Raw genomic sequence first — 25557 nt, forward strand, 5'->3', positions numbered from 1 at the left:
CCCGTGACCACCATCGCCACCGAATTTAATACTTTGCCGCTGTCCGCCGCCATGCTGGCTAACCTCGACTCCCTCGGTTATGCCCAGATGACGCCGATCCAGGCGCAAAGCTTGCCGGTGATCCTCAAGGGGATGGACCTGATTGCCCAGGCCAAGACAGGCAGCGGCAAGACCGCCGCCTTCGGAATCGGCCTGCTGAACCCTATCAATCCGCGCTACTTCGGTTGCCAGGCGCTGATCCTCTGCCCGACCCGCGAACTGGCCGATCAGGTCGCCAAGGAAATCCGTCGCCTGGCCCGTGCCGAAGACAACATCAAGGTCCTGACCCTGTGTGGCGGCGTGTCCCTCGGCCCGCAGATCGCTTCGCTGGAGCACGGCGCGCACATCATCGTCGGCACGCCGGGACGTATCCAGCAGCACCTGCGCAAAGGTTCGCTGGTGCTCCATGGCCTCAACACCCTGATCCTCGACGAAGCCGACCGCATGCTCGACATGGGTTTCTACGATTCCATCGAAGAAATCATCATGCAGGCCCCGGAGCGTCGCCAGACCCTGCTGTTCTCCGCCACGTACCCGGTGGGCATCAAGCAGTTGGCCTCGAAGTTCATGCGCAATCCGCAGCAAGTGAAGGCCGAGGCGTTCCACGACGACACGCAGATCGAGCAGCGCTTCTACGAAATCTCCCCGGAAGAACGCATGAGTGCGGTGACCAAGGTGCTTGGCCACTTCCGCCCGGCGTCCACCGTGGCGTTCTGCTTCACCAAACAGCAGGTTCAGGAAACCGTCGATCACCTGACTGCCAAGGGCATCTCCGCCGTCGGCTTGCACGGTGATCTGGAGCAGCGTGACCGCGACCAGGTACTGGCGATGTTCGCCAACCGCAGCACCTCCGTGCTGGTGGCCACCGATGTCGCCGCCCGTGGCCTGGACATTGATTCGCTGGACATGGTGATCAACGTCGAGCTGGCCCGTGATTCGGAAATCCACATTCACCGCGTCGGCCGTACCGGTCGCGCTGGTGAGAAAGGCCTGGCGATCAGCCTGGTTGCGCCGTCCGAGGCGCAACGTGCGCAAGCCATCGAGCAATTGCAGAAGACGCCGTTGACCTGGGACCAGGTGGACAACCTCACCTCCAAGGGCGGTGGCCCACTGCTGCCGCAGATGAGCACCCTGTGCATCGCCGCCGGCCGCAAGGACAAGGTTCGTCCGGGCGACATTCTTGGCGCACTGACCGGTGATGCCGGCATTCCGGGTGCCCAGGTCGGCAAGATCGCGATTTTCGACTTCCAGGCCTATGTGGCCGTGGAGCGCGGCGTTGCCAAGCAGGCCTTGCAACGCCTGAACGACGGCAAGATCAAGGGCCGTTCGTTGCGCGTGCGTATTTTGTAAACGATCTTCTAACCAAAGAGGATCCCTGTGGGAGCGAGCCTGCTCGCGAATGCAATCTGTCAGTTGGCCCATGGTTGACTGACACACCGCTTTCGCGAGCAGGCTCGCTCCCACAGTTTGTTTTGTGGTGTAACACAGAGAGGACACCGTTTTGCGCTCTACCGAAGTCGTGATCATTGGCGCTGGCGCCGCAGGGTTGATGTGTGCGCTGACCGCCGCCGGGCGCGGGCGCAAGGTGCTGTTGCTCGACCATGCCAACAAGGCCGGCAAGAAAATCCTGATGTCGGGCGGTGGCCGCTGCAATTTCACCAACATGTACACCGAACCGGGCAATTTCCTCTCGCAGAATGCGCATTTCTGCAAATCCGCCCTGGCCCGCTACACCCAATGGGATTTTATCGGCATGGTCGCCAAGCATGGCGTGCCGTACCACGAGAAAAAACTCGGTCAGTTGTTCTGCGATAACAAATCCAGCGACATCCTCGAAATGCTCTTGAACGAATGCGATCAGGTCGGCGTCAGCCTGCACCTGGACACGTCGATCCAGACCATCGAGAAACTTGAGAAAGGCTATCTGCTGGACACCACCATGGGCCAGATCACCTGCGAATCCCTGGTGATCGCCACCGGCGGGCTGTCGATCCCGACCTTGGGTGCCACCGGTTTCGGCTATCAAGTGGCCAGACAATTCGGTCACGAACTGCTGCCGACCCGCGCCGGGCTGGTGCCGTTCACCATCACCGATCAGCTCAAGGAACTCTGCACGGAGCTGTCCGGTACGTCGGTGGATTGCCTGGTGAGCTGCAACGACCAGAGTTTTCGCGAGAACATCCTGTTCACCCACCGGGGCCTCAGTGGCCCGGCGATTCTGCAGATTTCCTCTTTCTGGGAATCGGGCGATACCGTCGAGATCAACCTGCTACCCGACCACGACGCGCCGAGCTGGCTGCAACAGCAACAGGCCGAACGCCCCAACAGCGAACTCAAAACCCTGCTCGGTGAAATCTTCACCAAGAAGATGGCCAACCTGTTGGCGGACAACTGGTTCGTCTCCAAACCGATGAAGCAGTACACCCACGCCGAACTGGCGGACATCGCCGAAAAACTGGCGAGCTGGAAAGTCGTGCCGGCCGGCACCGAAGGCTACCGCACCGCCGAAGTGACCCTGGGTGGCGTGGACACCAATGAGGTGTCGTCCAAGACCATGGAATCGCTGAAAAGCCCCGGCCTGTACTTCATCGGCGAAGTACTGGACGTGACCGGGCATCTGGGCGGCTTCAACTTCCAGTGGGCCTGGGCTTCGGGCTACGCGGCTGCGCAATACGTCTGACCGCACATTTCTCTAATGTGAAATGAAATCTCTGTGGGAGCTGGCTTGCCAGCGATGAGGTCAGTACATCCAACATCTTTGTTGACTGTCAGACCGCCATCGCTGGCAAGCCAGCTCCCACAGTTGTTATGCATTGTTCGGTAAAGGAACAGATTTTGCTGTCAGATGTGATCGCCGCCATTGCGTCGGCGTCATTACTGGCTCAATTTAGCGTCATCGCCTCGGAAGGCCTTCGCATTTCATGTCATCGACTTCGCTCCGTCAGTCTCTGCGTCGCCTTTGGGCGCTGGATAAATTCAGCTACAGCGTGCGGGTATTCATCGCCCTGACCGGCACCATGGCGTTGTGTTGGTATCAGGATGAAATGGGACTATTGATCCCGTTGTTCCTGGGAATCATTGCCAGCGCCCTGGCCGAGACCGACGACAGCTGGCAAGGCCGCCTCAATGCACTGGCCGTGACGCTGGTGTGTTTCCTGGTCGCGGCGCTGTCGGTCGAACTGCTGTTCCCCTACCCCATCTTTTTCATCATCGCCTTTGCCCTGGCCGCCTTCTGCCTGACCATGCTCGGCGCCTTGGGCGAACGCTATGGCGCGATTGCCTCGGCGACGCTGATTCTGTCGGTCTACACCATGATCGGCGTGGACCAGCGCGGTGGCGCGGTGACCGACTTCTGGCATGAGCCCGTGCTGCTGGTGGCCGGTGCGGCCTGGTACGGTCTGCTCTCGGTGGTGTGGCAAGCGCTGTTTTCCAATCAGCCGGTGCAGCAAAGCCTGGCGCGGTTGTTTCGGGAGCTGGGGTTTTACCTGAAGTTGAAATCGTCGCTGTTCGAGCCGATCCGGCAGATGGACGTTGAGGCGCGGCGGTTGGAACTGGCCCAACAGAACGGTCGCGTGGTCGCCGCCCTCAACGCTGCCAAGGAAATCATCCTGCACCGGGTCGGCAATGGCCGCCCGGGCTCGAAAGTCAGCCGTTACCTGAAACTGTACTTCCTCGCCCAGGACATCCACGAGCGCGCCAGTTCCTCGCACTACCCCTACAACGCCCTGGCCGAGGCGTTTTTCCACAGCGACGTGCTGTTCCGCTGTCAGCGCCTGCTGCGCCAGCAAGGCAAGGCATGCCGGGCACTGGCCGAGTCGATCCAGATGCGCCAGCCGTTCATCTACGACGCCAGCTTCGCCGAAGCCCTGAGCGATCTGCACGCCTCCCTGGAACACCTGCGTATCCAGAGCAATCCTGCCTGGCGCGGCTTGCTGCGCTCGTTGCGGGCCCTGGCGGCGAACCTTGGCACCCTCGACCGTTTGCTCAGCGACGCCAGCAACCCCGATGCCCTGGCCGACGCCACCGACAGCAGCCTGCTCGACCGTTCGCCGCGCAACCTCAAGGACGTCTGGGTACGCTTGCGCACGCAGCTGACACCGACTTCACTGCTGTTCCGCCATGCCCTGCGCCTGCCCCTGGCCTTGAGCATCGGCTACGCAATGGTGCATTTGATTCACCCGTCCCAGGGTTACTGGATCATCCTCACCACGCTCTTTGTCTGCCAACCGAATTACGGCGCCACCCGCCGCAAACTCGGGCAGCGGATCATCGGCACTGCCATCGGCCTGACCCTGGCCTGGGCACTGTTCGACCTGTTCCCCAACCCGCTGATCCAGTCGTGTTTCGCCATTGCCGCCGGGGTGGTGTTCTTCACCAACCGCACCACGCGCTACACCCTGGCGACGGCGGCGATCACTTTGATGGTGCTGTTCTGCTTCAATCAGGTGGGTGACGGTTACGGACTCTTCGTGCCAAGGCTGTTCGATACCTTGCTCGGCAGCCTGATCGCGGGGCTGGCGGTGTTCCTGTTCCTGCCGGACTGGCAGGGACGACGCCTGAACAAGGTGCTGGCCAACACCCTGGCCTGCAACAGCATTTACCTGCGCCAGATCATGCAGCAATACGCCGCCGGCAAAAGCGACGACCTGGCGTATCGCCTGGCCCGGCGCAACGCACACAACGCCGATGCGGCGCTGTCGACCACCCTGGCCAACATGCTGATGGAGCCAGGGCATTTCCGTAAGGAAGCCGATGTGGGCTTCCGGTTCCTGGTGCTGTCACACACGCTGCTCAGTTACCTGTCAGGCCTGGGCGCGCACCGGGAAACCCAGCTTCCGTCCGATAGGCGCGAGCATCTGATCGAAGGGGCCGGCGTGAAACTGGCGGTCAGCATCGACGAAATCGCCCAAGGGCTGGCCAGCAAATCCGCCATTGCGATTCACAGCGATGAGGAAGAAGCGCTGGCCAACGAGCTTGAGCAAATGCCCGATGAAATCGACGAAGGCCAGCGCCTGGTGCAGACGCAACTGGCGCTGATCTGTCGGCAGTTGGGGCCGTTGCGCACGCTGGCGGCGCATTTGATCAAGGATACGAGCGAGGATGTGTAGCGCCTGATCGGCCCTTATCGCGGGCAAGCCTTGCTCCCACAGGTTTCGCGTCGTTCGCAAAAACATGCACAACATAAAACCTGTGGGAGCAAGGCTTGCCCGCGATTAGGCCAGCGGCCACACCCTACATCCCATGCTGCCTCATCAACCGCTCATAACTCCCATCCGCCTTCATCTTGGCAATCTCCCGGTCGAAACCGGCAACGATCTGTTCATGCCCGGGATTTTTCAGGCTGACCAGGATGTGCAGACTGTTCTCGCTCAGCGGCTTGGGCAGGAACTCCACGGCATTGCGCACTTTCGGGGATTCGCGGGCCAGGTAGTAGCGCGCGACGTACTCGTCTTCCAGGGTCAGTTTGACCCGGTCGGCGGCGACCATGCGCACGGCCATGGCGAAGTTGTGCACCGGCACTTTCTGCAGTGATGCGTCGTCGTCGAACGCCGGCGAGTAGGCATAACCGCGCACCACCGCAACCGGATAGGTGTGCAGTTGCTGCAGGTTATTGAACTCGATCGGTGCATCTTTGCGCTTGATAAAGCGCACACGGTTGATCAGGTACTCGCTGGAAAACTGACCGAGTTTGGTGCGATCTTCGGTGTACCAGGCATTGACCAGCACGTCGTATCGGCCTTCGCTCACACCCAGCAAGGCCCGTGCCCAAGGCACCTGCTCGAAGTCACTGGCATAGCCGGCCCGCGCCAGGGCGGTGCTGACAATATCCGTGGCCAAGCCACCGTTAACCAGCGTGGCATCGGTAAACGGCGGCCAGGCATCAGCCACCAGACGCAACTTTTCCGCTGCCGCGTCATGAACAAGCAACAGCAATCCAATCAAAGCAAAGGCTCGATGCAATCGCGGCATGCTAGAAAATCCTTAGCGGGCGGGCTGCCCGACGTGTTTTCAGCCAAAACTCCAAGACCCCGTACCGGCACACCCAGGCACTAAACGTTAGCTCATTGAAGCCACAGCACATCGCTTGATTCCAGATTACACAAAGAAGTCAGCGGTGCGAGAAATGAATGATGGCATTTTGGTCTTTATCACAGATTTCTCCGCCATAAAGACATCTTTCCCCGGGACGCTTAGTATCGCTGGTACGTTTACAGGGAATCAGGACATGACAATCGAATGGGTCTGCAAACACCACAGCGACTTGGGCAAGGAGCAGCTGTATGCCATTTTGCAGCTGCGTGCCGAGGTGTTCGTCGTCGAGCAGAAATGCGTCTATCAGGATATCGACGGCCAGGATCTGGAGGGTGACACCCGCCATTTGATGGCGTGGGACGGGGATCGACTGGTGGCGTACCTGCGCCTTCTCGATCCCGAATTACAGGGTGGCGACGTGGTGATCGGACGGGTCATCATCGCCCCCCAGGCACGAGGCACGGGGCTTGGGCATGAATTGATGGCCCAGGCGCTGAAGCAGGCGGAAAAACACTGGCCCGACATGCCGATCTATCTCTCGGCCCAGGCGCATCTGCAGGGGTATTACGGGCGGTACGGGTTTGAAGTGGCGGGTGAGGTGTATGTCGAGGATGGCATTCCCCATATAGGGATGCGTCGTCAGTAAGGGCCCCATCGCTGGCAAGCCAGCTCCCACAGTGATCGAGAGTGGATCAAAAATTTGCAATCCACATCGGAACCTGTGGGAGCTGGCTTGCCAGCGAAGGCGCCAGCCCAGGCAATGCAAATTTCAGGGATATTCCAACACCGCCTTGATCTGCCGAAGATGGCGCTCGATCCATCCCCGATCAATCGCCCCCCAGTCACGAATCCGGTAGCGCCCGGCATGATTGCGGGCGCCCTCTTCCTGCTCGAACTCACAAACGATATCCAGATCCGCCAGCGCAGCAATGGTGTCCTGGGCCGTGCGCCGTGGCATCCCGGTGACGTCGGTCAATGCCGGAACACTGCTGGCCAGCCCGCTGTCGATCAGGTACGCCACATACAAGCGGCGATAGAAGCTGCTCTTGGTTTTACTGACTTCCGTCACATTTGCTCCTTTTTTGAAGATCAAAAGACCGCAGCCTGCGGCAGCACCTACGCGCCTGTGGGCGCCGGCAGATCCCGCCAGGTCAAGTACACCCGCACATCGAACTCCACCTGGTGATACCCCGGCAACATGTGTTCGCACAGTTTGTAGAACGCCTTGTTGTGATCGGACTCTTTGAAATGCGCCAACTCGTGAACCACGATCATTTTCAGAAACTCGGAGGGCGCTTCCTTGAACAGCGAGGCGATGCGAATTTCTTTCTTGGCCTTGAGGTTACCGCCCTGCACCCGCGAGATCGTGGTGTGCAGGCCGAGCGCGCGGTGGGTCAGGTCCAGACGGTTATCGAACAACACCTTGTCGATGGCCGGGGCGTTACGCAGGTATTCCTGCTTGAGGTCCAGCGCGTAGGTATACAGCGCCTTGTCGCTCTGCACAGCGTTCTTTTCCGGATAGCGCTTGCTCAAGTAATCGCCCAGCCGACCCTCGGCGATCAGTTGGCGCACCTGATCCTGCAATGAAGCGGGATAGGCCTGAAGGTATTTCAACGCGGTCATCGCAGTGGCAACACAAAAGACGAAAAGATCGCCAGTGTAGCGAATTCAGCGGGGCAGCGCGCTCCAGTCGAAAGGCTGCACGAAGTGCCCCGTATCCTCGGCCATCAGCGGCCGCGCCACCAGAAAGCCTTGCACATAACCGCAGCCGTTGGCCTGCAGCCAGTCATATTGCGCGACGGTTTCCACCCCTTCGGCAATCACCACCATGCCGTAGTGTTTGCACAATTCGATCACATTGCGCACCAACGCCGCGTCCCGCGAAGACTGCGGCAGCCGCGCGATCAAGTGACGGTCGAGCTTGAGCGTGTCCAGTTCCAGGTCGCGCAAATGCGCCAGCGAACAGGGCCCGGAACCGAAATCATCCAGCGCCACCCTGACCCCCAGGCTACGCAGTAAACGCAGCTGTTTACGGGTTTCTTCCGGGTTGTGCATCAAGGCTTCTTCCGTGACCTCGACTTCCAGATGACGAGGCTGCAAGCCATGACGCTCCAGCACCTGGCGCAACTCGGTGGCCAGATGGGGCATGGCGAACTGGCTGCCGCTCAAACTGACGCCCAGCACCAGGTCTTCGGCAAACAGGGTTTCCCACGCCTTGCGTTGCCCGGCACCGCGCTGGTAAATCCAGCTGCCCAGGCGACTGATCAAACGCGCCTCTTCCAGCAAGGGTAGAAACAGCCCAGGCGGAACGTCACCGACGCTCGGATGCTGCCAGCGCAACAACGCCTCAAATCCGCGAATCTGCCCGTCGGCAATGGCCACCTGCGGTTGATAGACCAGGTTGAAATCACGGTTCTCAATGGCGGTGCGCACGCTTTCTTCGAGCATCAGCCGCGAGCGTGCCCGACCGTTCATTTCGTGATCGTAGAAGCGATATTGCTGACGACCGGCGCGCTTGGCCTCGTACATGGCAATGTCGGAGGCCCGCAGCAAACCGTCCAGATTGGCTCCGCAATCGGGGTAGGTGGCAATGCCAATGCTGGCACCCAGAGCGATATCCAGGCCGTCGATCTGCTGACAGATCGAAACTCGCTCAATCAGTTTCTCGGCGATCTTGGCTGCTTGCTCCGGGAACTCCAGGTCGAGCAATGCGGTGAACTCATCGCCCCCCATGCGCGCCAGAATGTCGAACGGCCGCAGGCAAGCCTTCAACTGTTCGGAAACCCAGCGCAGCACCCGATCACCGGCATCGTGGCCGAGTGAGTCATTGACCCGCTTGAACCCGTCGAGGTCCAGGTACAAGAGGACCCAGGCACTGTCGGTGCGCTCACCGCGCAGCAGCAGGTTTTCCACAGTCTGGTAAAAACCCCGACGGTTGAGCAGCCCGGTGAGCGGGTCGGTGACGGCCTGAAATTCGAGCTGCTGATGCAGGTGGCGCACCACCGACATGTCCAGCACCGTCACTACCATGGCATGTTGCTCGGCAGGCAAAGGCGCACAGGACAGCGCCACCGGCACCTGCTGGCCAGGCGCAGTGCGCAGCAACGCATCGTGCAGGCGCAACGTCTCACCGCGCCTGTACCCGGCCAGCAGGTCGGAATCGGCCCAGTTCGGGACATGCGGTTTTTGCAGGAAGTCCAAAAAGGCCCGGCCTTGCAGCTCTTGCACTGTGGCATTGAGCAGGCGTGACATCGCCGGGTTGGCAAAGCGGATCAGACCGCCCTCATCGACCACCAGAATGCCTTCGGCCGCGTTGTCCAGCACCGAGGCATTGAAGGCGCGAGCCACCTCCAGATCATGACTCAGGCGCTGCAAGGCCCGGCGATTACGCTGGTGCTCCAGCAGCGCCTGGACCTTGGGCTTGAGAATCTGCGGGTCAAACGGCTTGAACAGGTAATCCACGGCGCCACTGGCGTAGCCCTTGATCACCGCGGCCTGGGACTGCTCGTTGGCTGTCAGGAAAATGATCGGTGTCAGGCGGGTTCGCTGGCTGCCGCGCATCAGGCGCGCCACTTCAAAACCATCCATGCCCGGCATCTGCACGTCCAGCAGCACCAGGTCGATTTCGTGTTCAAGCAACAGACCGAGTGCCTCGAAACCCGAGGCAGCGGTCATGACCTGCCAGTCCTGGCGCTGCAACAACGCGCGCATGCTGATCAGGTTTTCAGGGTAATCATCGACGATTAATAACGTTGAACGGCCTTCAGCTGGCGTTGGGCGCGCGCATTCCATGCTGCTTCTCTATGTTCGGGACGGCAGGCCGGCTTCTCGTGAAAGCCGGACAAATTCTAATGATTCACTCTAGACCTGGATCCCGGAAAGCAGAAGGTGTCAGTACGCCATCATTCAACAATGTGTTCATTTGCCGACTAACGGTCACGCCTGAGGGCCGCTGAAACCGGGAGAGGTGGCCTTTTAACAGGATTTTGACGTCACCCATTTTGTCTGGCCAGCATTAACAAAAAAACCTTGTACGCTTATAAAGAGCGCCCTCAAGGCCCGTGCTAGAGCTTCTGGTACGTCCGTACTGCAAAAAACACCTGGAAGCTTTGCCCATGATCGACCTTGCAACCTGGAACCTCAGCGTTCCCGTCGGCAGCCCGCCGTACACCGTTGAAACCTCAAAACTGGTCAATGGCTTCAAGGATCAGTACTTCCGTTCCGACACCGGCTCGGTGGTTTTCTGGTCCCCGGTGACGGGTTCCAAAACCGAAAACGCCATCTACCCTCGCACCGAACTACGGGAAACCTACAGCAACGGCACGCTGAAAAACTGGTACTACCCGGACGCCGACAACACCCTGCGGGCCACCCTGGCGGTCAACCAGGTGCCGAGCTCGGGTAAGCTCGTCATTGGTCAAATTCATGCCTACAACAGCCAAAAGCCACTGGTGAAGGTCGAGTATCAATACAAAACCAAAACCTCGACCGGCAACATTGTCGCCAAAGTGCGCATGCACCCCGATGACGATGAAGGCCGCGTGATCATTGTCGCTACCGGCGTAAAGCTGGATCAGGAGTTCTCCTACCTCATCCACCTCAGCCCCGGCGGCGCACTGGGCATCAGCGCCGCAGGCTACCAGTGGGATACCCAGATCAGCGCGACATGGCGCGACAAGCCGCTGTACTTCAAGGCCGGGGTCTATGTGCAAGACAACACCGGGTACACCAGTGAGGGCGGGAAAGTGACGTTCAGCAAGCTGGATATCGATCACGATAAGTGATGATCAATGTGGGAGCGAGCCTGCTCGCGAATGCGGTATGTCATTCAATATTGATGTTGGCTGACCTGACGCTTTCGCGAGCAGGCTCGCTCCTACAATAAAAAAACCCGCCTCTCGGCGGGTTTTTTGTGTGGCTCAAACGCTGAGGCTTAGTTGACCTTGGCGTTCAACTCACCTTTGAGGTAACGCTGGAACATCGCTTCCAGGGAGATCGGCTTGATCTTCGAAGCGTTGCCCGCGGTGCCGAAGGCTTCGTAACGCGCGATGCACACGTCGCGCATGGCGGTCACGGTGGCGCCGAAGAATTTACGCGGGTCGAACTCGCTCGGGTTGGTGGCCATCAGGCGACGCATGGCGCCGGTGGATGCCAGGCGCAGGTCGGTGTCGATGTTGACCTTGCGCACGCCGTGCTTGATACCTTCGACGATTTCTTCAACCGGTACGCCGTAGGTCTCTTTGATGTCGCCGCCGTACTGGTTGATGATCGCCAGCCACTCTTGCGGAACCGAAGACGAACCGTGCATCACCAGGTGCGTGTTCGGAATGCGTTTGTGGATTTCCTTGATGCGGTCGATTGCCAGCACGTCACCGGTAGGCGGCTTGGTGAACTTGTAGGCACCGTGGCTGGTGCCGATGGCGATGGCCAGGGCATCGACCTGGGTGCGTTTTACGAAGTCAGCGGCTTCTTCCGGGTCGGTCAGCATCTGGCTATGGTCCAGAACGCCTTCGGCGCCGATACCGTCTTCTTCACCGGCCATGCCGGTTTCCAGCGAACCCAGGCAGCCCAGCTCGCCTTCCACCGATACGCCGCAGGCGTGAGCCATGGCCACGGTTTGTTGGGTAACGCGCACGTTATAGTCGTAGTCGGTCGGGGTCTTGCCGTCTTCGCCCAGGGAACCGTCCATCATGACCGAGCTGAAGCCCAGTTGGATGGAACGCTGGCAGACGTCAGGGCTGGTGCCGTGGTCCTGGTGCATGCACACCGGAATGTGCGGGAATTCTTCGATGGCCGCCAGGATCAGGTGACGCAGGAACGGCGCGCCGGCGTATTTGCGAGCACCGGCCGAAGCCTGGACGATCACCGGGGAGTCAGTCTTGTCAGCGGCTTCCATGATGGCGCGCATCTGCTCAAGGTTGTTGACGTTGAAGGCTGGAACGCCGTAGCCGAACTCGGCTGCGTGGTCCAGCATCTGGCGCATGCTGATAAGTGCCATTGTGTGTGTCTCTCCCGGTTGAGGGTCGTTAATCGTGCCAGCCTGCCGGAGCGGCGGCGGCTATTCAAGTTATTGCAGATCGGGGGTCAGCCCGGCCTGCGAATTCGGTGTTACGCACAAATCTGAATATCGATGCAGAACCTGTAGGAGCAAAGCTTGCTCGCGATAGCGGTGTAACTGCCAACACCTATATTGAATGTGCCGGCCTCATCGCGAGCAAGCTTTGCTCCTACAGAGGGCTGCGTTGTTATTCGGCTTTACAGCCACGGCCAATCAAATCATTGGTGGCGACCCAGTAAACCAGGCCTTCCTCACCTTTTACGTGAAACGCCAGCATGTCGTTGCTGTACAGCGATCCCGAGGCCCCCGGCTCCTGTTTCAAGCGGTAGACCTGATCGGCCCCACCCAGTCGCACGTCGACCTCCCTGCGGCTGTCGTCGGTGTAGCGCCAGAGCACCTTGGCCTGGCTGTCACAGGTCCAGGTGGTCCAGTTGTCAGCCGGGGCGGACGACTGGAACGGGTTCAGGTTGGCGCACCCGGCCAGCAGGACCAATGCCGTAATGGCGATAAAACCTTTCATCCGTGTTCCTCGACCGGCGGCGCACGCTACCGGCCCTGAGTAAAGAGTCAGACCCGTCACGGGCAACCATGTTCCTTGGCGGGTGTCTGTGTCTCGTATTTGTCCAGGCCTTCAGGCCCGGAACGCTTGTTGAGCACCGGATTGGTCTCCGCCTGCCAGTCGGCCTGGTAGCAACCTTTATCCTGTGCCGGCGTCTCAGGTACTTCGGGGGCTTTGGGGTTACTCCCGCAAGCCGCCAGCGAACCCGCGACGATCAACAGCGCTAACGTCTTGACCATGTGAACACTCCCTTGCCTGGCCAAACGGGCGAGCCTCAGGCCTTTGCCCGGCTTTCCAGGACTTCAACGGCTGGCAGCACTTTGCCTTCGACGAATTCGAGGAACGCGCCGCCACCGGTAGAAATGTAGGAGATTTGCTCGGCAACGCCATATTTGTCGATGGCGGCCAGGGTGTCGCCACCGCCAGCGATGGAGAACGCCGCGCTGTCGGCGATGGCCTGGGCCAGCACCTTGGTACCGTTGCCGAACTGGTCGAATTCGAACACGCCGACCGGACCGTTCCACAGGATGGTTTTCGACGATTTCAGCAGTTCGGCGAAGTTCGCTGCGGTCTGCGGGCCGATGTCCAGGATCATGTCGTCGGCAGCCACGTCAGCGATCAGCTTCACGGTGGCCGTGGCGCTTTCGGCGAATTCCTTGGCAACCACCACGTCCACCGGCAGCGGAACGCTGACCTTGGCGGCGATGGCACGGGCGGTGTCCAGCAGGTCAGGCTCGTACAGGGATTTGCCGACCGGATGACCGGCAGCCGCCAGGAAGGTGTTGGCGATGCCGCCGCCGACGATCAACTGATCGCAGATCTGGCTCAGGCTGTTCAGTACGTCGAGTTTGGTCGACACCTTGGAACCGGCAACGATGGCAGCCATCGGCTGGGCCGGTGCGCCCAGGGCCTTGCCCAGTGCGTCGAGTTCCGCCGCCAGCAGCGGACCTGCCGCAGCGACTTTGGCGAACTTGGCCACGCCATGGGTCGAACCCTCGGCACGGTGCGCGGTGCCGAAGGCGTCCATCACGAACACGTCGCACAGGGCGGCGTATTGCTTGGCCAGTTCGTCGGCGTTCTTTTTCTCGCCCTTGTTGAAGCGCACGTTTTCGAACAGCACGATGTCGCCGGCTTTCACGTCGACGCCGCCCAGGTAGTCAGCCACCAGCGGCACTTCGCGGCCCAGGGCACGACTCAGGTAGTCGGCGACTGGCTTGAGGCTGTTTTCGGCGGAGAACTCGCCTTCGGTCGGACGGCCAAGGTGCGAGCAAACCATCACTGCCGCGCCTTTTTCCAGGGCCAGCTTGATGGTCGGCAGCGAAGCCAGGATTCGCGCATCGCTGGTGACTACACCGTCCTTCACCGGGACGTTGAGGTCTTCGCGGATCAGTACGCGCTTACCTTGCAGATCGAGGTCGGTCATCTTCAACACGGTCATGGGTCGCATTTCCTGGGTTACTGATTTAGAGAGCAGTGGGTGGATTCGCTGTTTGCAGATAGTGCTCTGCAACATCCAGCATTCGGTTGGCAAAACCCCATTCGTTGTCGAACCAGGCCAGGATGTTCACCAGCCGTGGGCCGGAAACGCGGGTCTGACTGGCATCGACGATCGCCGAATGTGGGTCGTGATTAAAATCACAACTTGCATGGGGTAGCTCGGTATAGGCCAGCAGACCCTTGAGCGGGCCGCTGGTGGCAGCCTCGCGCAGGATCCGGTTGACCTCGGTGGCGTCGGTATCGCTCACGGTCTGCATCGTAATATCGAGGCAAGACACGTTGACCGTCGGCACACGTACGGCTTTGGCCTGAATTCTCCCGGCAAGTTCCGGCAACAGGCGTTCGATGCCGCGCGCCAGACCGGTGGACACCGGGATCACCGACTGGAACGCCGAACGGGTGCGACGCAGGTCTTCGTGGTGATAGGCGTCGATCACCGGCTGATCGTTCATCGCCGAGTGAATCGTGGTGATCGACACGTACTCCAGGCCGATCGCTTGATCCAGCAGGCGCAACAACGGCACGCCGCAGTTGGTGGTGCAGGAGGCATTGGATACCAACAGCTCGTCGCCGGTCAGGCACTCCTGGTTCACGCCGTAGACGATGGTGGCGTCGACATCCGACTCGCTGGCCATCGGCTGGGAAAACAGCACGCGTGGCGCGCCGGCCTCGAGAAAACGCTGGCCGTCGGCACGGGTGTGGTAAGCGCCGGAGCATTCCAGCACCAGATCGACGCCCAGGGACGCCCAATCGATGCCTTCGGGGGTGGCACTGCGCAGGACCTTCACGCAGTTGCCATTAATATGCAGACAATCGCCATCGACCTTCACCTCACCGGGAAAGCGCCCGTGGGTGGAGTCGAAACGTGTCAGGTATTCGATGCTGGCCATGTCGGCCAGATCGTTGATCGCGAGAATCTCAAACCCTGCCGTCGAGCCTCGCTCGAACAACGCACGCAAGACGCAACGACCAATCCGGCCGTAGCCGTTGAGTGCAACTTTGTAGGGACGCGGTTGAGGCATGGGGGTTCTCGATTACCGTGGTGAATCTGTCATTGCACATTGACCGAACCACCGCTTTCGCGAGCAGGCTCGCTCCCACAGGGTCGATGGAGATCCCTGTGGGAGCGAGCCTGCTCGCGAAGGCGGCAGTCCGGACGACGCAACTTCTGGATCAGTCTTCCAGCAGCTCTTCAGCCTGGCCCAGGATGTTTTCCAGGGTGAAGCCGAACTCTTCGAACAAGGCAGGCGCAGGCGCCGACTCGCCGTAGGTGGTCATGCCGATCACGCGACCTTCCAGGCCGACGTACTTGTACCAGTAGTCGGCGTGGGAAGCCTCGATGGCGATACGGGCGCTGACCTGCAACGGCAGGACCGATTGCTTGTAGCCGGCATCCTGGGCGTCGAACACGCTGGTGCAAGGCATGGAAACCACGCGCACCTTGCGGCCCTGCTCGGTCAGTTTGTCGAAGGCTTGAACGGCCAGGCCGACTTCCGAACCGGTCGCAATCAGGATCAGCTCAGGCTCGCCAGCGCAGTCCTTCAACACGTAGCCGCCACGGCTGATATCACCGATCTGCAAGGCATTGCGGGTTTGATGCTGCAGGTTCTGACGCGAGAAGATCAGGGCCGAAGGACCGTCCTTGCGCTCCAGCGCGTATTTCCAGCACACGGCCGATTCAACGGCATCGGCTGGACGCCAGGTATCGAGGTTCGGCGTGCAGCGCAGGCTGGCCAGTTGCTCGATTGGCTGGTGAGTCGGGCCGTCTTCGCCCAGACCGATGGAGTCGTGGGTGTAGACGTGGATCACACGCTGCTTCATCAGGGCCGACATGCGCACGGCATTGCGGGCGTATTCCATGAACATCAGGAAGGTCGCGCCGTAAGGCACCAGGCCGCCGTGCAGGGCAACGCCGTTCATGATGGCGGTCATGCCGAACTCGCGCACGCCGTAGTACATGTAGTTGCCGCTGGCGTCTTCAGCGGTGACGCCTTTGCAGCCTTTCCACAGGGTCAGGTTGGAACCGGCCAGGTCGGCCGAACCGCCGAGGAACTCCGGCAGCAGCGGGCCAAACGCGTTCAGGGCGTTCTGGCTGGCTTTGCGGCTGGCAATGGTTTCGCCCTTGGCAGCCACTTCGGCGATGTAGGCGTCGGCCTTCTCGGAGAAGTCGGCCGGCAGCTCGCCGCTCAGACGACGAACCAGCTCGTTGGCTTCGGCAGGGAAGGCAGCGGAGTAGGCTGCGAAACGCTGATCCCACTCGGCTTCGACCGCGCGACCGGCTTCCTTGGCATCCCACTCGGCATAGATGTCGGCCGGGATTTCGAATGGACCGTGATTCCACTTCAAGGCTTCACGGGTCAGGGCGATTTCCGCGTCACCCAGCGGGGCGCCGTGGCAGTCTTCCTTGCCTTGCTTGTTCGGCGAGCCGAAGCCAATGGTGGTCTTGCAGCAGATCAGGGTTGGCTGCGAACTTTTGCGCGCAGTCTCGATGGCGATCTTGATTTCTTCCGGGTCGTGACCGTCGACATTGCGGATCACTTGCCAGTTGTAGGATTCGAAACGCTTCGGCGTGTCATCGGTGAACCAGCCTTCGACTTCGCCGTCGATGGAGATGCCGTTGTCATCGTAGAAGGCAATCAGCTTGCCCAGGCCCAGGGTACCGGCCAGGGAAGCGACTTCGTGGGAAATGCCTTCCATCATGCAGCCATCACCCAGGAACACGTAGGTGTGGTGGTCGACGATATTGTGGCCGGGACGGTTGAATTGTGCCGCCATGACTTTTTCAGCCAGGGCAAAACCCACGGCGTTGGCCAGACCCTGACCCAGTGGGCCGGTGGTGGTTTCAACACCCGGGGTGTAGCCGAGTTCCGGGTGACCTGGCGTGCGGCTGTGCAGTTGGCGGAACTGCTTCAGATCATCGATCGACAGGTCGTAGCCGGTCAGGTGCAGCAGCGAGTAGATGAGCATCGAGCCATGACCGTTGGACAGCACGAAGCGGTCACGGTCGGCGAACGATGGATTGCTCGGGTTGTGCTTGAGGTAGTCGCGCCAAAGCACTTCGGCGATATCCGCCATACCCATAGGGGCACCGGGATGGCCGCTGTTGGCTTTTTGCACGGCATCCATGCTGAGGGCACGAATGGCGTTGGCACGCTCACGACGGCTAGGCATCGCTGTTCTCCTGGGGATTCTGAAACAAGAGTGAATAAACGAAACGGAAAAAAGGCGAGCATTTTCCCTCACCGAGACGCTTCGGGGCAATGACAGATAGTCATCTGAAGGCGTTTTTCCAATGGATAACGACGGTTTCGGCGGGTGAAACCTTTCCGCCATTCGTTTGTTGACTGAACGTAACGTTAAGAAGTGCCATCTATCGAGCAATATCAAAACTTTTTGATATTGCTCTTGCGGTGCTTCCGGCGCGTGACTAGACTGCCGGCCTTATGAATTTACGCGTGCCTTCCATTCGCCATGACGATTGCGATGAGCTGGCGGCCCTGTGCAAGGCCGGCGGCGATCCTCTGCGCTTGAATGTATTGCGCGCACTGGCCAACGATTCGTTTGGCGTGCTGGAACTGGCGCAGATCTTCGGTATCGGTCAGTCAGGCATGAGCCATCACCTCAAGGTATTGGCCCAGGCCGGCCTGGTGGCGACCCGCCGTGAAGGCAATGCGATTTTTTACCGTCGCGCCCTGCCCCACACCGATCTGCTGGGCGGCAAGCTGCACGCTGCCTTGCTCGAAGAGGTGGACGACCTGACCCTGCCTGCCGATGTGCAGTCGCGGATCGCTCAGGTCCATGGCAAACGGGCAGCGGCCAGTCAGGACTTTTTCTCACGGGTCGCGGAAAAATTCCGCGCCCAGCAAGACTTGATCGCCGGCCTGCCACAATATCGCGATAGCGTGGTGGCCTTGCTCGACAAGCTGAGTTTCAGCGAAGGCGCCACAGCCATCGAGGTCGGCCCCGGAGACGGCGCGTTTCTACCGGAACTGGCGCGCCGCTTCACCCAGGTCACGGCGCTGGACAACAGCCAGGCGATGCTCGAACTGGCACGCCAGGTGTGCGAACACCAAATGCTGAGCAACGTCAGCCTGCAATTGGCCGATGCCTTGAACGGTGTGAGTCTCAAGGCCGATTGCGTGGTACTGAACATGGTGCTTCACCATTTCGCCGCGCCGGCCGATGCCCTTGGGCACATGGCCAATTTGCTGCAACCAGGCGGTAGCCTGCTAGTGACAGAGTTATGTAGCCACAACCAGAGTTGGGCCAGGGAAGCCTGCGGTGATCTCTGGTTGGGGTTTGAACAGGACGATCTGGCCCGTTGGGCCACCGCTGCGGGACTCGTTCCCGGGGAAAGCCTCTATGTAGGCTTACGTAATGGTTTCCAGATCCAGGTCCGCCATTTTCAGCGGCCGGCTGGCGACACTCACCATCGGTAATTTCAGGAAAACATCGAGATGAGCGAATACTCCCTTTTCACCTCCGAGTCCGTGTCTGAAGGGCATCCGGACAAAATCGCCGACCAGATTTCTGATGCGGTGCTGGACGCCATCATTGCTGAAGACAAGTTCGCCCGCGTGGCGTGCGAGACTCTGGTGAAAACGGGCGTTGCGATCATCGCCGGCGAAGTCACCACCTCGGCCTGGGTTGACCTGGAGCAGATCGTTCGTGACGTGATCACCGACATCGGCTACACCAGCTCCAACGTCGGCTTCGACGGCGCGACCTGCGGCGTGATGAACATCATCGGCAAGCAGTCCCCCGACATCAACCAGGGTGTCGACCGTGCCAAGCCTGAAGATCAGGGTGCCGGCGACCAGGGCCTGATGTTCGGCTATGCCAGCAACGAAACCGACGTACTGATGCCTGCACCGATCACGTTCTCGCACCAGCTTGTGCAAAGGCAAGCCGAAGCCCGTAAATCCGGCCTGTTGCCTTGGCTGCGTCCGGACGCCAAGTCGCAAGTGACCTGCCGCTACGAAAACGGCAAGGTCGTGGGTATCGACGCGGTCGTCCTGTCGACCCAGCACAATCCAGAAGTGTCGTACAACGACCTGCGCGAAGGCGTGATGGAGCTGATCGTCAAGCACGTGCTGCCTGCCGAACTGCTGACCAAGGACACCCAGTTCCACATCAACCCGACTGGCCAATTCATCATCGGTGGCCCGGTGGGCGACTGCGGCCTGACCGGCCGCAAGATCATCGTCGATAGCTACGGCGGCATGGCCCGTCACGGCGGTGGCGCGTTCTCCGGCAAGGATCCATCGAAGGTTGACCGTTCGGCGGCCTATGCCGGTCGTTACGTGGCCAAGAACATCGTCGCTGCCGGCCTGGCCGAGCGTTGCGAGATTCAGGTGTCCTACGCCATCGGCGTCGCCCAGCCGACTTCGATCTCGCTGAACACTTTCGGCACCGGCAAGATCAGCGATGACAAGATCGTCAAACTGGTCCGCGAAGTGTTCGACCTGCGTCCGTACGCGATCACCAAGATGCTCGACCTGCTGCACCCGATGTACCAGGAAACCGCGGCATACGGCCACTTCGGTCGTACCCCGGCGACCAAGACCGTGGGTGACGATACCTTCACCACCTTCACCTGGGAAAAAACCGACCGCGCCGACGCCCTGCGTTCCGCTGCCGGCCTGTAAGACTTTCCCGGCTGTACCAAAAGCCCCGCACGGTTTGCCGCGCGGGGCTTTTTATTGCCCTGTATTTGAGACCGCGTTGCCCGCATCGCGAGCAGGCTCGCTCCCACACCGATCTGCAGCGCAACGAAGATCTATTGTGGGAGCGAGCCTGCTCGCGAAGAGGTCAGCCCAGCCGGCAAAAATATCCAGCAAAACACGCATCTCTTGCGCCAACCGTTACTGACCTAGCCTTCAAACACCCCACTGAGCAAGGACGCTCGAAATGCCCCTCACCCTGCGCCTGTTTCTCACCTGCCTGCTGACCTTTTCCTGCCTGAACGCCAACGCCACCCAATGCCCCGACTGGCCATCCCAACGCGCCTCCAACGAAATCAACGCCCTGCAAAAGCAGATCGACCTCTGGGACGACAGCTATCACGGCCTGGGAAAATCCCTGGTCGCCGACGAACTCTACGACCAGTCCAGCGCGCGCCTTGCCCAATGGCGCCAATGCTTCAATCAGATTGCCCCCACAGATCCGCTGCGCACTGCACGCGGCACGATTGCCCACCCCATCGCCCACACCGGCCTGGACAAACTGCACGATGACCAAGCCGTCGAGCATTGGCTGCGCGATCGCACGGATGTCTGGGTTCAACCCAAGGTCGACGGCGTTGCCGTGACCCTGATTTACCGCAATGGCCTGCTGACCCAGGCGATCAGTCGTGGCGACGGCTCACAGGGTCAGGACTGGACGGCTTCGGCACGCCAGATTGCGGCCATCCCCCCACACCTGTCACACCCCCTGGATCTGGTGGTGCAAGGTGAACTTTACTGGCGCCTGGCCGGGCACGTGCAGGCCCGGGATGGCAGCCTCAATGCCCGTTCCACGGTTGCCGGTTTGATGGCCCGCAAGACATTGAGTGCGCAGCAGGCAATCGGCATAGGTCTGTTTGTCTGGGACTGGCCCCAAGGTCCGGCGAGTTGGCCAGAGCGTGTGGCGGCGCTGGATGAACTGGGATTTCCGGGCACCGCGGCCTACAGCCAGCCGATCAGCGCGCTGGCCGATGCGCAGCGCTGGCGTGATCACTGGTACCGCTCGCCCTTGCCGTTTGCCAGCGATGGCATCGTCCTTCGCCAGGATAAACGGCCGCCCTCCGAGCGCTGGCAAGCCAAACCGTCCTATTGGAGCATTGCCTGGAAGTATCCCTTCGCCCAAGCGCTGGCCGAGGTGCGCAAGGTTCACTTCAAGACCGGCCGGACCGGGCGGATCACTCCGGTGCTGGAACTGACGCCGGTGGTGCTCGATGACCGGCAAATCAAGCGCGTCAGCGTGAGTTCCCTGCAACGTTGGCAAGCGCTGGACATTCGACCCGGCGACCAGGTCGCCATCAGCCTCGCGGGCCTCACCATCCCCCGGCTGGACGGTGTGGTGTTGCGCAGCACCGAGCGCCCGGAACTGAATGTGCCGCTGGCAAAGGACTTTCATTCGCTAAGCTGTTGGCAGCCGACACCGGGATGCGAGGGTCAGTTTCTCGCCCGCCTGACCTGGCTCAGTGGCAAACAGGGTCTGGCCTTGTCCCATGTCGGCCCTGGCACCTGGGAAAAACTGCTTCGAGCAGGTCGCCTGAACAGTCTGCTGGATTGGTTAACCCTCGATACTCAAGAGCTTGCTAACATTGACGGTTTCGGCGAACGCAGCGCCGCGCGACTTTCGAGCAGTTTCGACAGTGCCCGGCAACGCCCTTTCGCCCGCTGGCTCAAAGCCCTGGGTATGCCGCCGACAGGCCAGGCACACCTGGCGAACTCTTGGCAGGCACTGGCGCAACGAAACACCGAGCAATGGCAGGCCGAAGCCGGTATAGGCCCGGGACGCGCAGCGCAATTGAGCGCATTTTTTCGCGACCCGCAGGTTCTGGCCTTGAGTGAAACATTACGGGCGACAGGGATAGACGGTTTTTAGCGACCGGCAATGCCTTGGCGTCCGGGAACCCTCTGGTACCGATGGGCTCGAACAACCATCGCCGCATCGACCCGATTGCCTTTTCACATGGAGCTTTTATGAAATTTCTTTCACCGCTCGCCCTGCTGACCCTTTGCAGTGTGTTGGCCACCCCGCTGATGGCCGACGAAGAAGCTCCGGGACTGGCAGGTTGTGCCGCCAAGAAGCAAGGCATCATCAATCAGATCGAACTGGCCAAGTCCCACGGCAACGCCGATCAACAAGCCGGCCTGGAGAAAGCCCTCAGCGAAGTCACTGCCAACTGCACAGACGCCTCGCTGAAGAAAGAACGGGAAAACAAGGTGCTCGCCGCCAAGCACGAAGTCAGCCAGCGTCAGGCCGATCTCGACAAGGCCATGAAAAAAGGCGATCCCGAGAAGATCAACAAGCGCAAAGACAAACTGGCCGAATCCCGCAAAGAATTGCAGGAAGCCGTCGACGAACTGGATAAATAAGAACAGGTAACGAAGGGCGGTCTTCGGTGCTGTCAAATCAGTCTTCGCGAGCAGGCTTGCTCCCACAGGTAATCGCACTCCCCTGTGGGAGCGAGCCTGCTCGCGAAGGCGTCAGACCGGGCACCGCCCATCAATGATCCCGAAACCTTTTATGACACGCACTACAAGCGTCTTCGACCTTTTGCACCGCCGGCCCCAGGTTGCTGGCCTTGTAGGGTTGAACCTGGCTGACGATCACCAATTCACCGGTGGCGCTTTCAAGTTCGCGAGCCATTGCCTGAAAGCGCTCCTGCTGCTGCCAGACATCGCTTTTGGCACTGGTGTGGTCTTCTTCGCGCACTTGCGGAAAATGCTTCCATGGCTCATGGGACAGCGTGTCGAGCTTCGCCGCGCCGTCAGCGAATTTCGGGCCGTCGAACGGAATACGGCCACGCAACATGCCGCCCAGGTCTTCGCCTGTCTTGAGCATTTGCTTGAAAATGGCCTTGCGCTGACCAAGCGGCGAATTGGGATCGACACCGCCGCAAGCGGACAATGTCAGGCAGGCCAGCAATACAACGGAAAGTCTTTTAAGAGTCATGGTGGCTTCAGGTCACGGGAGACGGCGGCCAGTATCCTCGCGTCCCGGGCAAACACCAATACCCCTATTATCAATACGGGTTGCATGCGCGCATGGAGCACACATGCAACCGGCAAAGGAATTACTCCATGAACAGCCGTTTCAAGGCGTGGCGTTGCAGCCTGGCCTGGACCCTGCCGATGGTCGCCCTGCTCGCAGGTTGCACCGGTGGCGACAACAAGCAACCGAAAACCCATGCACTGGCCACCTATTCCAGCGCCACCTGGGAAGCATTGCCGACAGTGTCCGACAACGACCTCGTCGCCGGCTTCGGCTCATGGCGCAGCGCCTGTACGCGACTCAAGGCCGACCCGGTCTGGGGTGGCACTTGCGCAGCGGCGGCCAACGTACCGCAGACTGCCGGCGACATTCGCGGCTTTCTCAAGCAGAACCTCGATGTCTACGGCCTGCGCGCCGCCAACGACAACCCCAACGGCCTGATCACCGGTTACTACGAGCCGGTCTACCCCGGCAGCCTGACCCAGACCGCGACCGCGAACATTCCGGTGTATGGCGTGCCCGAAGACATGATCATCGTCGCCCTGGACAGCCTCTACCCGGAACTCAAGGGCAAACGCCTGCGTGGCCGGCTCGAGGGTCGTGTGCTCAAGCCATACGACGATGCGGCAACGATTGAAACCAAAGGGGTCAAGGCGCCGGTGGTGGCCTGGCTGACCGATCCGATGAACCTGCAGTTTCTGCAAATCCAGGGTTCGGGTCGTATCCAGCTCGACAGCGGCCGTCAGTTGCGCATCGCTTACGCCGACCAGAATGGCCACCCGTATCGGCCGATCGGACGCTGGCTGGTGGAGCAAGGCGAGTTGAAGAAAGAAGACGTGACCATGGGCGCAATCAGCAACTGGGCCAAAGCCAATCCGTCGCGCATTCCGGAACTGCTTGGCAGCAACCCCAGCTATGTATTTTTTACCCGTAATCCAGACAGCAATGAAGGGCCTCGCGGCTCGCTGAACGTGCCATTGACGGCGGGTTACAGCGCCGCAGTGGATCGCAAGGTCATTCCGTTGGGCAGCCTGTTGTGGCTATCCACCACCAAACCGGACGGCAGCGCACTGGTGCGACCGGTAGCGGCGCAGGACACCGGCGGCGCGATTGCCGGCGAGGTTCGCGCGGACTTGTTCTGGGGCACGGGCGATGCGGCCGGGCAACTGGCCGGGGACATGAAGCAACAGGGGCAGATCTGGATGCTGTGGCCCAAGGGCGCGGCGTTGCCGCAAGTGCCGCAGGTGGCTGATGCGGAGAAGACCAAACCCTGAGTCAAATGTTGGCTGTTAGATAGCCATCGCGAGCAGGCTCGCTCCTACAGGGGTTGTGCATAACCTGTGGGAGCGAGCCTGCTCGCGATGAGGCCCTTATTGGCAATGAGGATTCAGACTGACACAACAAAGAATGCAGCTATCAACCCCATCCCCACAAACCACACCAACGACCGCACAATCGCCCAGTCCGCCAGATAGCAAATGATGTAAAGCAGCCGACTGGTAATGAACAAGACCGACAGCACATTGATCGTCACCAACTCGGCATTGCCAACCAGGTGCGCCACGATCACCGCCGCGGCAAACGCCGGTGTCACTTCGAAGCTGTTCAATTGCGCCGCATGGGCACGCCTGGCAAAACCATTCAGTGATTCCAGAAAGTCCCGGGGGTCATGGTTGTCTTTCAAACCATAGCCGCCGCTGGCCTTGGCGATGCCCGTGCAGAGGTAGGGCAGGAAAATCGCGATCAAAATGCACCACAGAGCAACCGTCATAGAGCAGTCCTTCTTCACATTGTCAGAGCCGTCAGAATTTCATCACCAGCATGCCGATCAGCACTAAGCCGCAGGCCAGGAGCCTGGGCCCGCCAAAAGGCTCTTTCAGATAACGCATACCGAACAGCACCACCAGAATCACGCTGATCTCGCGCAGCGCTGCCGCTTCGGCAATCGAGCCCATCTGCATGGCCCACAGCACCAGAGCGTAGCTGAACAGCACGCAGAACCCGACCGCCAGCCCCAAACGCCACTGCTCGCGCCAGAACAACCTGAACGCCGGTCGCTTGCGCACCCAGGCCAGCAACGGGAACGGCCAGGCACTGAGCAGCGTCACCCAGACCAGGTAGTCCAGTGGCTGCGACCAGCGCCGCAACGCCTGGCCGTCGATGTAGGTGTAGCAACCAATACACAGGCCAATCAGCGCCACCACCGGCAACATCGACCAGGGCAGGCGCGCACCGCCTCCGCCCTGCCATAGCAGGCACAACATGCCCAGCGGGATCAGCAGGATCCCGAAGATCTGCTGATGGGTCAGCGCCTCCCCGGCAAAGATCAGGGTCAGCGCCAGCACCACCAGCGGCGATAACCCGCGCATCAGCGGATAGACCAGCCCGAGGTCGCCGACCCGATAGGCCTGAATCAGCAAATAGCGATAGAGCAATTCGAACGCGGCCGAGGCCAGAATCCACGGCCAGATTTCAAGGGGCGGCAGTTCCACGAAAGGCAGCATCACAACGACAAACAACATCGCCACGCTGTCCATGCAGGCCACCACCAGCAGCCGTTCGGCGCTGAATTTGATCAGGGTATTCCACGCCGCATGCAACAGCGCCGCCACCAACACCAGAGCCGTCGCAAGCACGGCACACTCCTTTTGCAGTCCACCCCGTCCCC

23 protein-coding genes and 1 pseudogene are annotated in these 25557 nt (G+C 60.4%); 10 read left to right on the forward strand and 14 right to left on the reverse strand.

Features of this window, described 5'->3' with window-relative positions; genetic code table 11:
* The first annotated feature begins 51 nt into the window (after positions 1–51).
* From dbpA to yccS, 3 genes are all read left to right on the forward strand, one after another.
* Positions 52–1389, forward strand: a complete 1338-nt coding sequence (gene dbpA / locus BJ917_RS19135; protein ID WP_254007554.1) for an ATP-dependent RNA helicase DbpA — start codon at positions 52–54, stop codon at positions 1387–1389.
* Positions 1390–1540: 151 nt separating this feature from the next.
* On the forward strand, positions 1541–2719 hold the full coding sequence (locus BJ917_RS19140; protein WP_096514504.1) for an NAD(P)/FAD-dependent oxidoreductase: 1179 nt from the start codon (positions 1541–1543) through the stop codon (positions 2717–2719).
* Between the two features lie 241 nt (positions 2720–2960).
* Positions 2961–5147 (forward strand): YccS family putative transporter, encoded by a 2187-nt coding sequence (gene yccS, locus BJ917_RS19145; protein WP_121104098.1) that lies wholly within the window; start codon positions 2961–2963, stop codon positions 5145–5147.
* Between the two features lie 124 nt (positions 5148–5271).
* On the opposite strand, the gene BJ917_RS19150 is transcribed toward yccS, so the two are convergent.
* Positions 5272–6009: an ABC transporter substrate-binding protein gene (locus tag BJ917_RS19150; RefSeq protein WP_096514500.1), complete on the reverse strand. Its 738-nt coding sequence runs from the start codon at positions 6007–6009 to the stop codon at positions 5272–5274.
* 256 nt (positions 6010–6265) lie between these two features.
* Here BJ917_RS19150 and BJ917_RS19155 point away from each other — a divergent pair, with 256 nt between their 5' ends.
* The gene (locus BJ917_RS19155) at positions 6266–6718 is read left to right on the forward strand and encodes a GNAT family N-acetyltransferase (protein ID WP_096515632.1); all 453 of its coding nucleotides are present in this window, start codon (positions 6266–6268) and stop codon (positions 6716–6718) included.
* A gap of 123 nt (positions 6719–6841) precedes the next feature.
* Here BJ917_RS19155 and BJ917_RS19160 read toward each other — a convergent pair whose 3' ends face one another.
* The 3 genes from BJ917_RS19160 to BJ917_RS19170 are packed head-to-tail and all read right to left on the reverse strand — an operon-like array spanning position 6842 to position 9864.
* On the reverse strand, positions 6842–7141 hold the full coding sequence (locus BJ917_RS19160; protein ID WP_096514498.1) for a helix-turn-helix domain-containing protein: 300 nt from the start codon (positions 7139–7141) through the stop codon (positions 6842–6844).
* A 47-nt stretch (positions 7142–7188) separates the two neighbouring features.
* Positions 7189–7695 (reverse strand): M48 family metallopeptidase, encoded by a 507-nt coding sequence (locus BJ917_RS19165; RefSeq protein WP_121104100.1) that lies wholly within the window; start codon positions 7693–7695, stop codon positions 7189–7191.
* 45 nt (positions 7696–7740) lie between these two features.
* The gene (locus BJ917_RS19170; RefSeq protein WP_121104102.1) at positions 7741–9864 is read right to left on the reverse strand and encodes a bifunctional diguanylate cyclase/phosphodiesterase; all 2124 of its coding nucleotides are present in this window, start codon (positions 9862–9864) and stop codon (positions 7741–7743) included.
* A gap of 323 nt (positions 9865–10187) precedes the next feature.
* Between BJ917_RS19170 and BJ917_RS19175 the strand changes: the two genes are divergently transcribed.
* Complete coding sequence (locus BJ917_RS19175; protein WP_096514492.1) at positions 10188–10856, forward strand: polysaccharide lyase family 7 protein; 669 nt, start codon at positions 10188–10190, stop codon at positions 10854–10856.
* A 9-nt stretch (positions 10857–10865) separates the two neighbouring features.
* On the opposite strand, the pseudogene BJ917_RS32350 reads toward BJ917_RS19175, so the two are convergent.
* The 7 genes and pseudogenes from BJ917_RS32350 to tkt all read right to left on the reverse strand — a co-directional run.
* A pseudogene (locus tag BJ917_RS32350) lies at positions 10866–10955 on the reverse strand (metal ABC transporter ATP-binding protein); the annotation flags it as partial.
* Between the two features lie 50 nt (positions 10956–11005).
* Positions 11006–12070, reverse strand: coding sequence for a class II fructose-bisphosphate aldolase (gene fba, locus BJ917_RS19180; RefSeq protein WP_019694035.1), 1065 nt, complete (start codon positions 12068–12070; stop codon positions 11006–11008).
* Between the two features lie 247 nt (positions 12071–12317).
* Complete coding sequence (locus tag BJ917_RS19185) at positions 12318–12650, reverse strand: MliC family protein (protein ID WP_096514490.1); 333 nt, start codon at positions 12648–12650, stop codon at positions 12318–12320.
* A gap of 56 nt (positions 12651–12706) precedes the next feature.
* Positions 12707–12928: a hypothetical protein gene (locus tag BJ917_RS19190; protein WP_096514488.1), complete on the reverse strand. Its 222-nt coding sequence runs from the start codon at positions 12926–12928 to the stop codon at positions 12707–12709.
* A 35-nt stretch (positions 12929–12963) separates the two neighbouring features.
* Entirely contained in the window at positions 12964–14127 is a 1164-nt protein-coding gene (locus BJ917_RS19195; protein WP_096514486.1) for a phosphoglycerate kinase, read from the reverse strand.
* A gap of 25 nt (positions 14128–14152) precedes the next feature.
* Positions 14153–15208 carry an erythrose-4-phosphate dehydrogenase gene (gene epd / locus BJ917_RS19200; protein ID WP_121104104.1) on the reverse strand — a complete coding sequence of 352 codons (1056 nt, stop codon included), beginning with the start codon at positions 15206–15208 and terminating at the stop codon, positions 14153–14155.
* A 151-nt stretch (positions 15209–15359) separates the two neighbouring features.
* Positions 15360–17357 carry a transketolase gene (gene tkt / locus BJ917_RS19205; protein WP_096514482.1) on the reverse strand — a complete coding sequence of 666 codons (1998 nt, stop codon included), beginning with the start codon at positions 17355–17357 and terminating at the stop codon, positions 15360–15362.
* A gap of 272 nt (positions 17358–17629) precedes the next feature.
* Here tkt and BJ917_RS19210 point away from each other — a divergent pair, with 272 nt between their 5' ends.
* From BJ917_RS19210 to BJ917_RS19225, 4 genes are all read left to right on the forward strand, one after another.
* Complete coding sequence (locus BJ917_RS19210) at positions 17630–18625, forward strand: metalloregulator ArsR/SmtB family transcription factor (RefSeq protein WP_121104106.1); 996 nt, start codon at positions 17630–17632, stop codon at positions 18623–18625.
* Positions 18626–18643: 18 nt separating this feature from the next.
* Positions 18644–19834 carry a methionine adenosyltransferase gene (metK, locus tag BJ917_RS19215; RefSeq protein ID WP_095195981.1) on the forward strand — a complete coding sequence of 397 codons (1191 nt, stop codon included), beginning with the start codon at positions 18644–18646 and terminating at the stop codon, positions 19832–19834.
* A gap of 262 nt (positions 19835–20096) precedes the next feature.
* The gene (ligB, locus tag BJ917_RS19220; RefSeq protein ID WP_121104108.1) at positions 20097–21776 is read left to right on the forward strand and encodes an NAD-dependent DNA ligase LigB; all 1680 of its coding nucleotides are present in this window, start codon (positions 20097–20099) and stop codon (positions 21774–21776) included.
* 98 nt (positions 21777–21874) lie between these two features.
* Entirely contained in the window at positions 21875–22270 is a 396-nt protein-coding gene (locus BJ917_RS19225) for a DUF1090 domain-containing protein (protein WP_121104110.1), read from the forward strand.
* A 130-nt stretch (positions 22271–22400) separates the two neighbouring features.
* Here the strand turns inward: BJ917_RS19225 and BJ917_RS19230 are convergent, their stop codons facing one another.
* Entirely contained in the window at positions 22401–22850 is a 450-nt protein-coding gene (locus BJ917_RS19230) for a cytochrome c (RefSeq protein WP_096514474.1), read from the reverse strand.
* Between the two features lie 128 nt (positions 22851–22978).
* Between BJ917_RS19230 and BJ917_RS19235 the strand changes: the two genes are divergently transcribed.
* Positions 22979–24163, forward strand: a complete 1185-nt coding sequence (locus tag BJ917_RS19235) for a murein transglycosylase A (RefSeq protein WP_121104112.1) — start codon at positions 22979–22981, stop codon at positions 24161–24163.
* A gap of 113 nt (positions 24164–24276) precedes the next feature.
* Here BJ917_RS19235 and BJ917_RS19240 read toward each other — a convergent pair whose 3' ends face one another.
* Both BJ917_RS19240 and BJ917_RS19245 read right to left on the reverse strand, forming a co-directional pair.
* Positions 24277–24660, reverse strand: coding sequence for an MAPEG family protein (locus BJ917_RS19240; protein WP_096514470.1), 384 nt, complete (start codon positions 24658–24660; stop codon positions 24277–24279).
* 31 nt (positions 24661–24691) lie between these two features.
* Positions 24692–25525, reverse strand: coding sequence for an EamA family transporter (locus BJ917_RS19245; protein WP_121104114.1), 834 nt, complete (start codon positions 25523–25525; stop codon positions 24692–24694).
* Between the last annotated feature and the right edge of the window lie 32 nt (positions 25526–25557).

Origin of the sequence: Pseudomonas sp. WPR_5_2 (assembly GCF_003634475.1) — a bacterium.
Classification (GTDB): domain Bacteria; phylum Pseudomonadota; class Gammaproteobacteria; order Pseudomonadales; family Pseudomonadaceae; genus Aquipseudomonas; species Aquipseudomonas izuensis.

What these genes read in the sequence shown, in the direction of transcription:
- dbpA (WP_254007554.1), top strand. Translation starts at nt 52, where the DNA reads ATGCTGGCTAACCTCGACTCCCTCGGTTATGCCCAGATGACGCCGATC.
- yccS (WP_121104098.1), top strand. Translation starts at nt 2,961, where the DNA reads ATGTCATCGACTTCGCTCCGTCAGTCTCTGCGTCGCCTTTGGGCGCTG.
- BJ917_RS19150 (WP_096514500.1), bottom strand. Translation starts at nt 6,009, where the DNA reads ATGCCGCGATTGCATCGAGCCTTTGCTTTGATTGGATTGCTGTTGCTT.
- BJ917_RS19155 (WP_096515632.1), top strand. Translation starts at nt 6,266, where the DNA reads ATGACAATCGAATGGGTCTGCAAACACCACAGCGACTTGGGCAAGGAG.
- BJ917_RS19165 (WP_121104100.1), bottom strand. Translation starts at nt 7,695, where the DNA reads ATGACCGCGTTGAAATACCTTCAGGCCTATCCCGCTTCATTGCAGGAT.
- BJ917_RS19170 (WP_121104102.1), bottom strand. Translation starts at nt 9,864, where the DNA reads ATGGAATGCGCGCGCCCAACGCCAGCTGAAGGCCGTTCAACGTTATTA.
- BJ917_RS19175 (WP_096514492.1), top strand. Translation starts at nt 10,188, where the DNA reads ATGATCGACCTTGCAACCTGGAACCTCAGCGTTCCCGTCGGCAGCCCG.
- fba (WP_019694035.1), bottom strand. Translation starts at nt 12,070, where the DNA reads ATGGCACTTATCAGCATGCGCCAGATGCTGGACCACGCAGCCGAGTTC.
- BJ917_RS19185 (WP_096514490.1), bottom strand. Translation starts at nt 12,650, where the DNA reads ATGAAAGGTTTTATCGCCATTACGGCATTGGTCCTGCTGGCCGGGTGC.
- BJ917_RS19190 (WP_096514488.1), bottom strand. Translation starts at nt 12,928, where the DNA reads ATGGTCAAGACGTTAGCGCTGTTGATCGTCGCGGGTTCGCTGGCGGCT.
- BJ917_RS19195 (WP_096514486.1), bottom strand. Translation starts at nt 14,127, where the DNA reads ATGACCGTGTTGAAGATGACCGACCTCGATCTGCAAGGTAAGCGCGTA.
- epd (WP_121104104.1), bottom strand. Translation starts at nt 15,208, where the DNA reads ATGCCTCAACCGCGTCCCTACAAAGTTGCACTCAACGGCTACGGCCGG.
- tkt (WP_096514482.1), bottom strand. Translation starts at nt 17,357, where the DNA reads ATGCCTAGCCGTCGTGAGCGTGCCAACGCCATTCGTGCCCTCAGCATG.
- BJ917_RS19210 (WP_121104106.1), top strand. Translation starts at nt 17,630, where the DNA reads ATGAATTTACGCGTGCCTTCCATTCGCCATGACGATTGCGATGAGCTG.
- metK (WP_095195981.1), top strand. Translation starts at nt 18,644, where the DNA reads ATGAGCGAATACTCCCTTTTCACCTCCGAGTCCGTGTCTGAAGGGCAT.
- ligB (WP_121104108.1), top strand. Translation starts at nt 20,097, where the DNA reads ATGCCCCTCACCCTGCGCCTGTTTCTCACCTGCCTGCTGACCTTTTCC.
- BJ917_RS19225 (WP_121104110.1), top strand. Translation starts at nt 21,875, where the DNA reads ATGAAATTTCTTTCACCGCTCGCCCTGCTGACCCTTTGCAGTGTGTTG.
- BJ917_RS19230 (WP_096514474.1), bottom strand. Translation starts at nt 22,850, where the DNA reads ATGACTCTTAAAAGACTTTCCGTTGTATTGCTGGCCTGCCTGACATTG.
- BJ917_RS19235 (WP_121104112.1), top strand. Translation starts at nt 22,979, where the DNA reads ATGAACAGCCGTTTCAAGGCGTGGCGTTGCAGCCTGGCCTGGACCCTG.
- BJ917_RS19240 (WP_096514470.1), bottom strand. Translation starts at nt 24,660, where the DNA reads ATGACGGTTGCTCTGTGGTGCATTTTGATCGCGATTTTCCTGCCCTAC.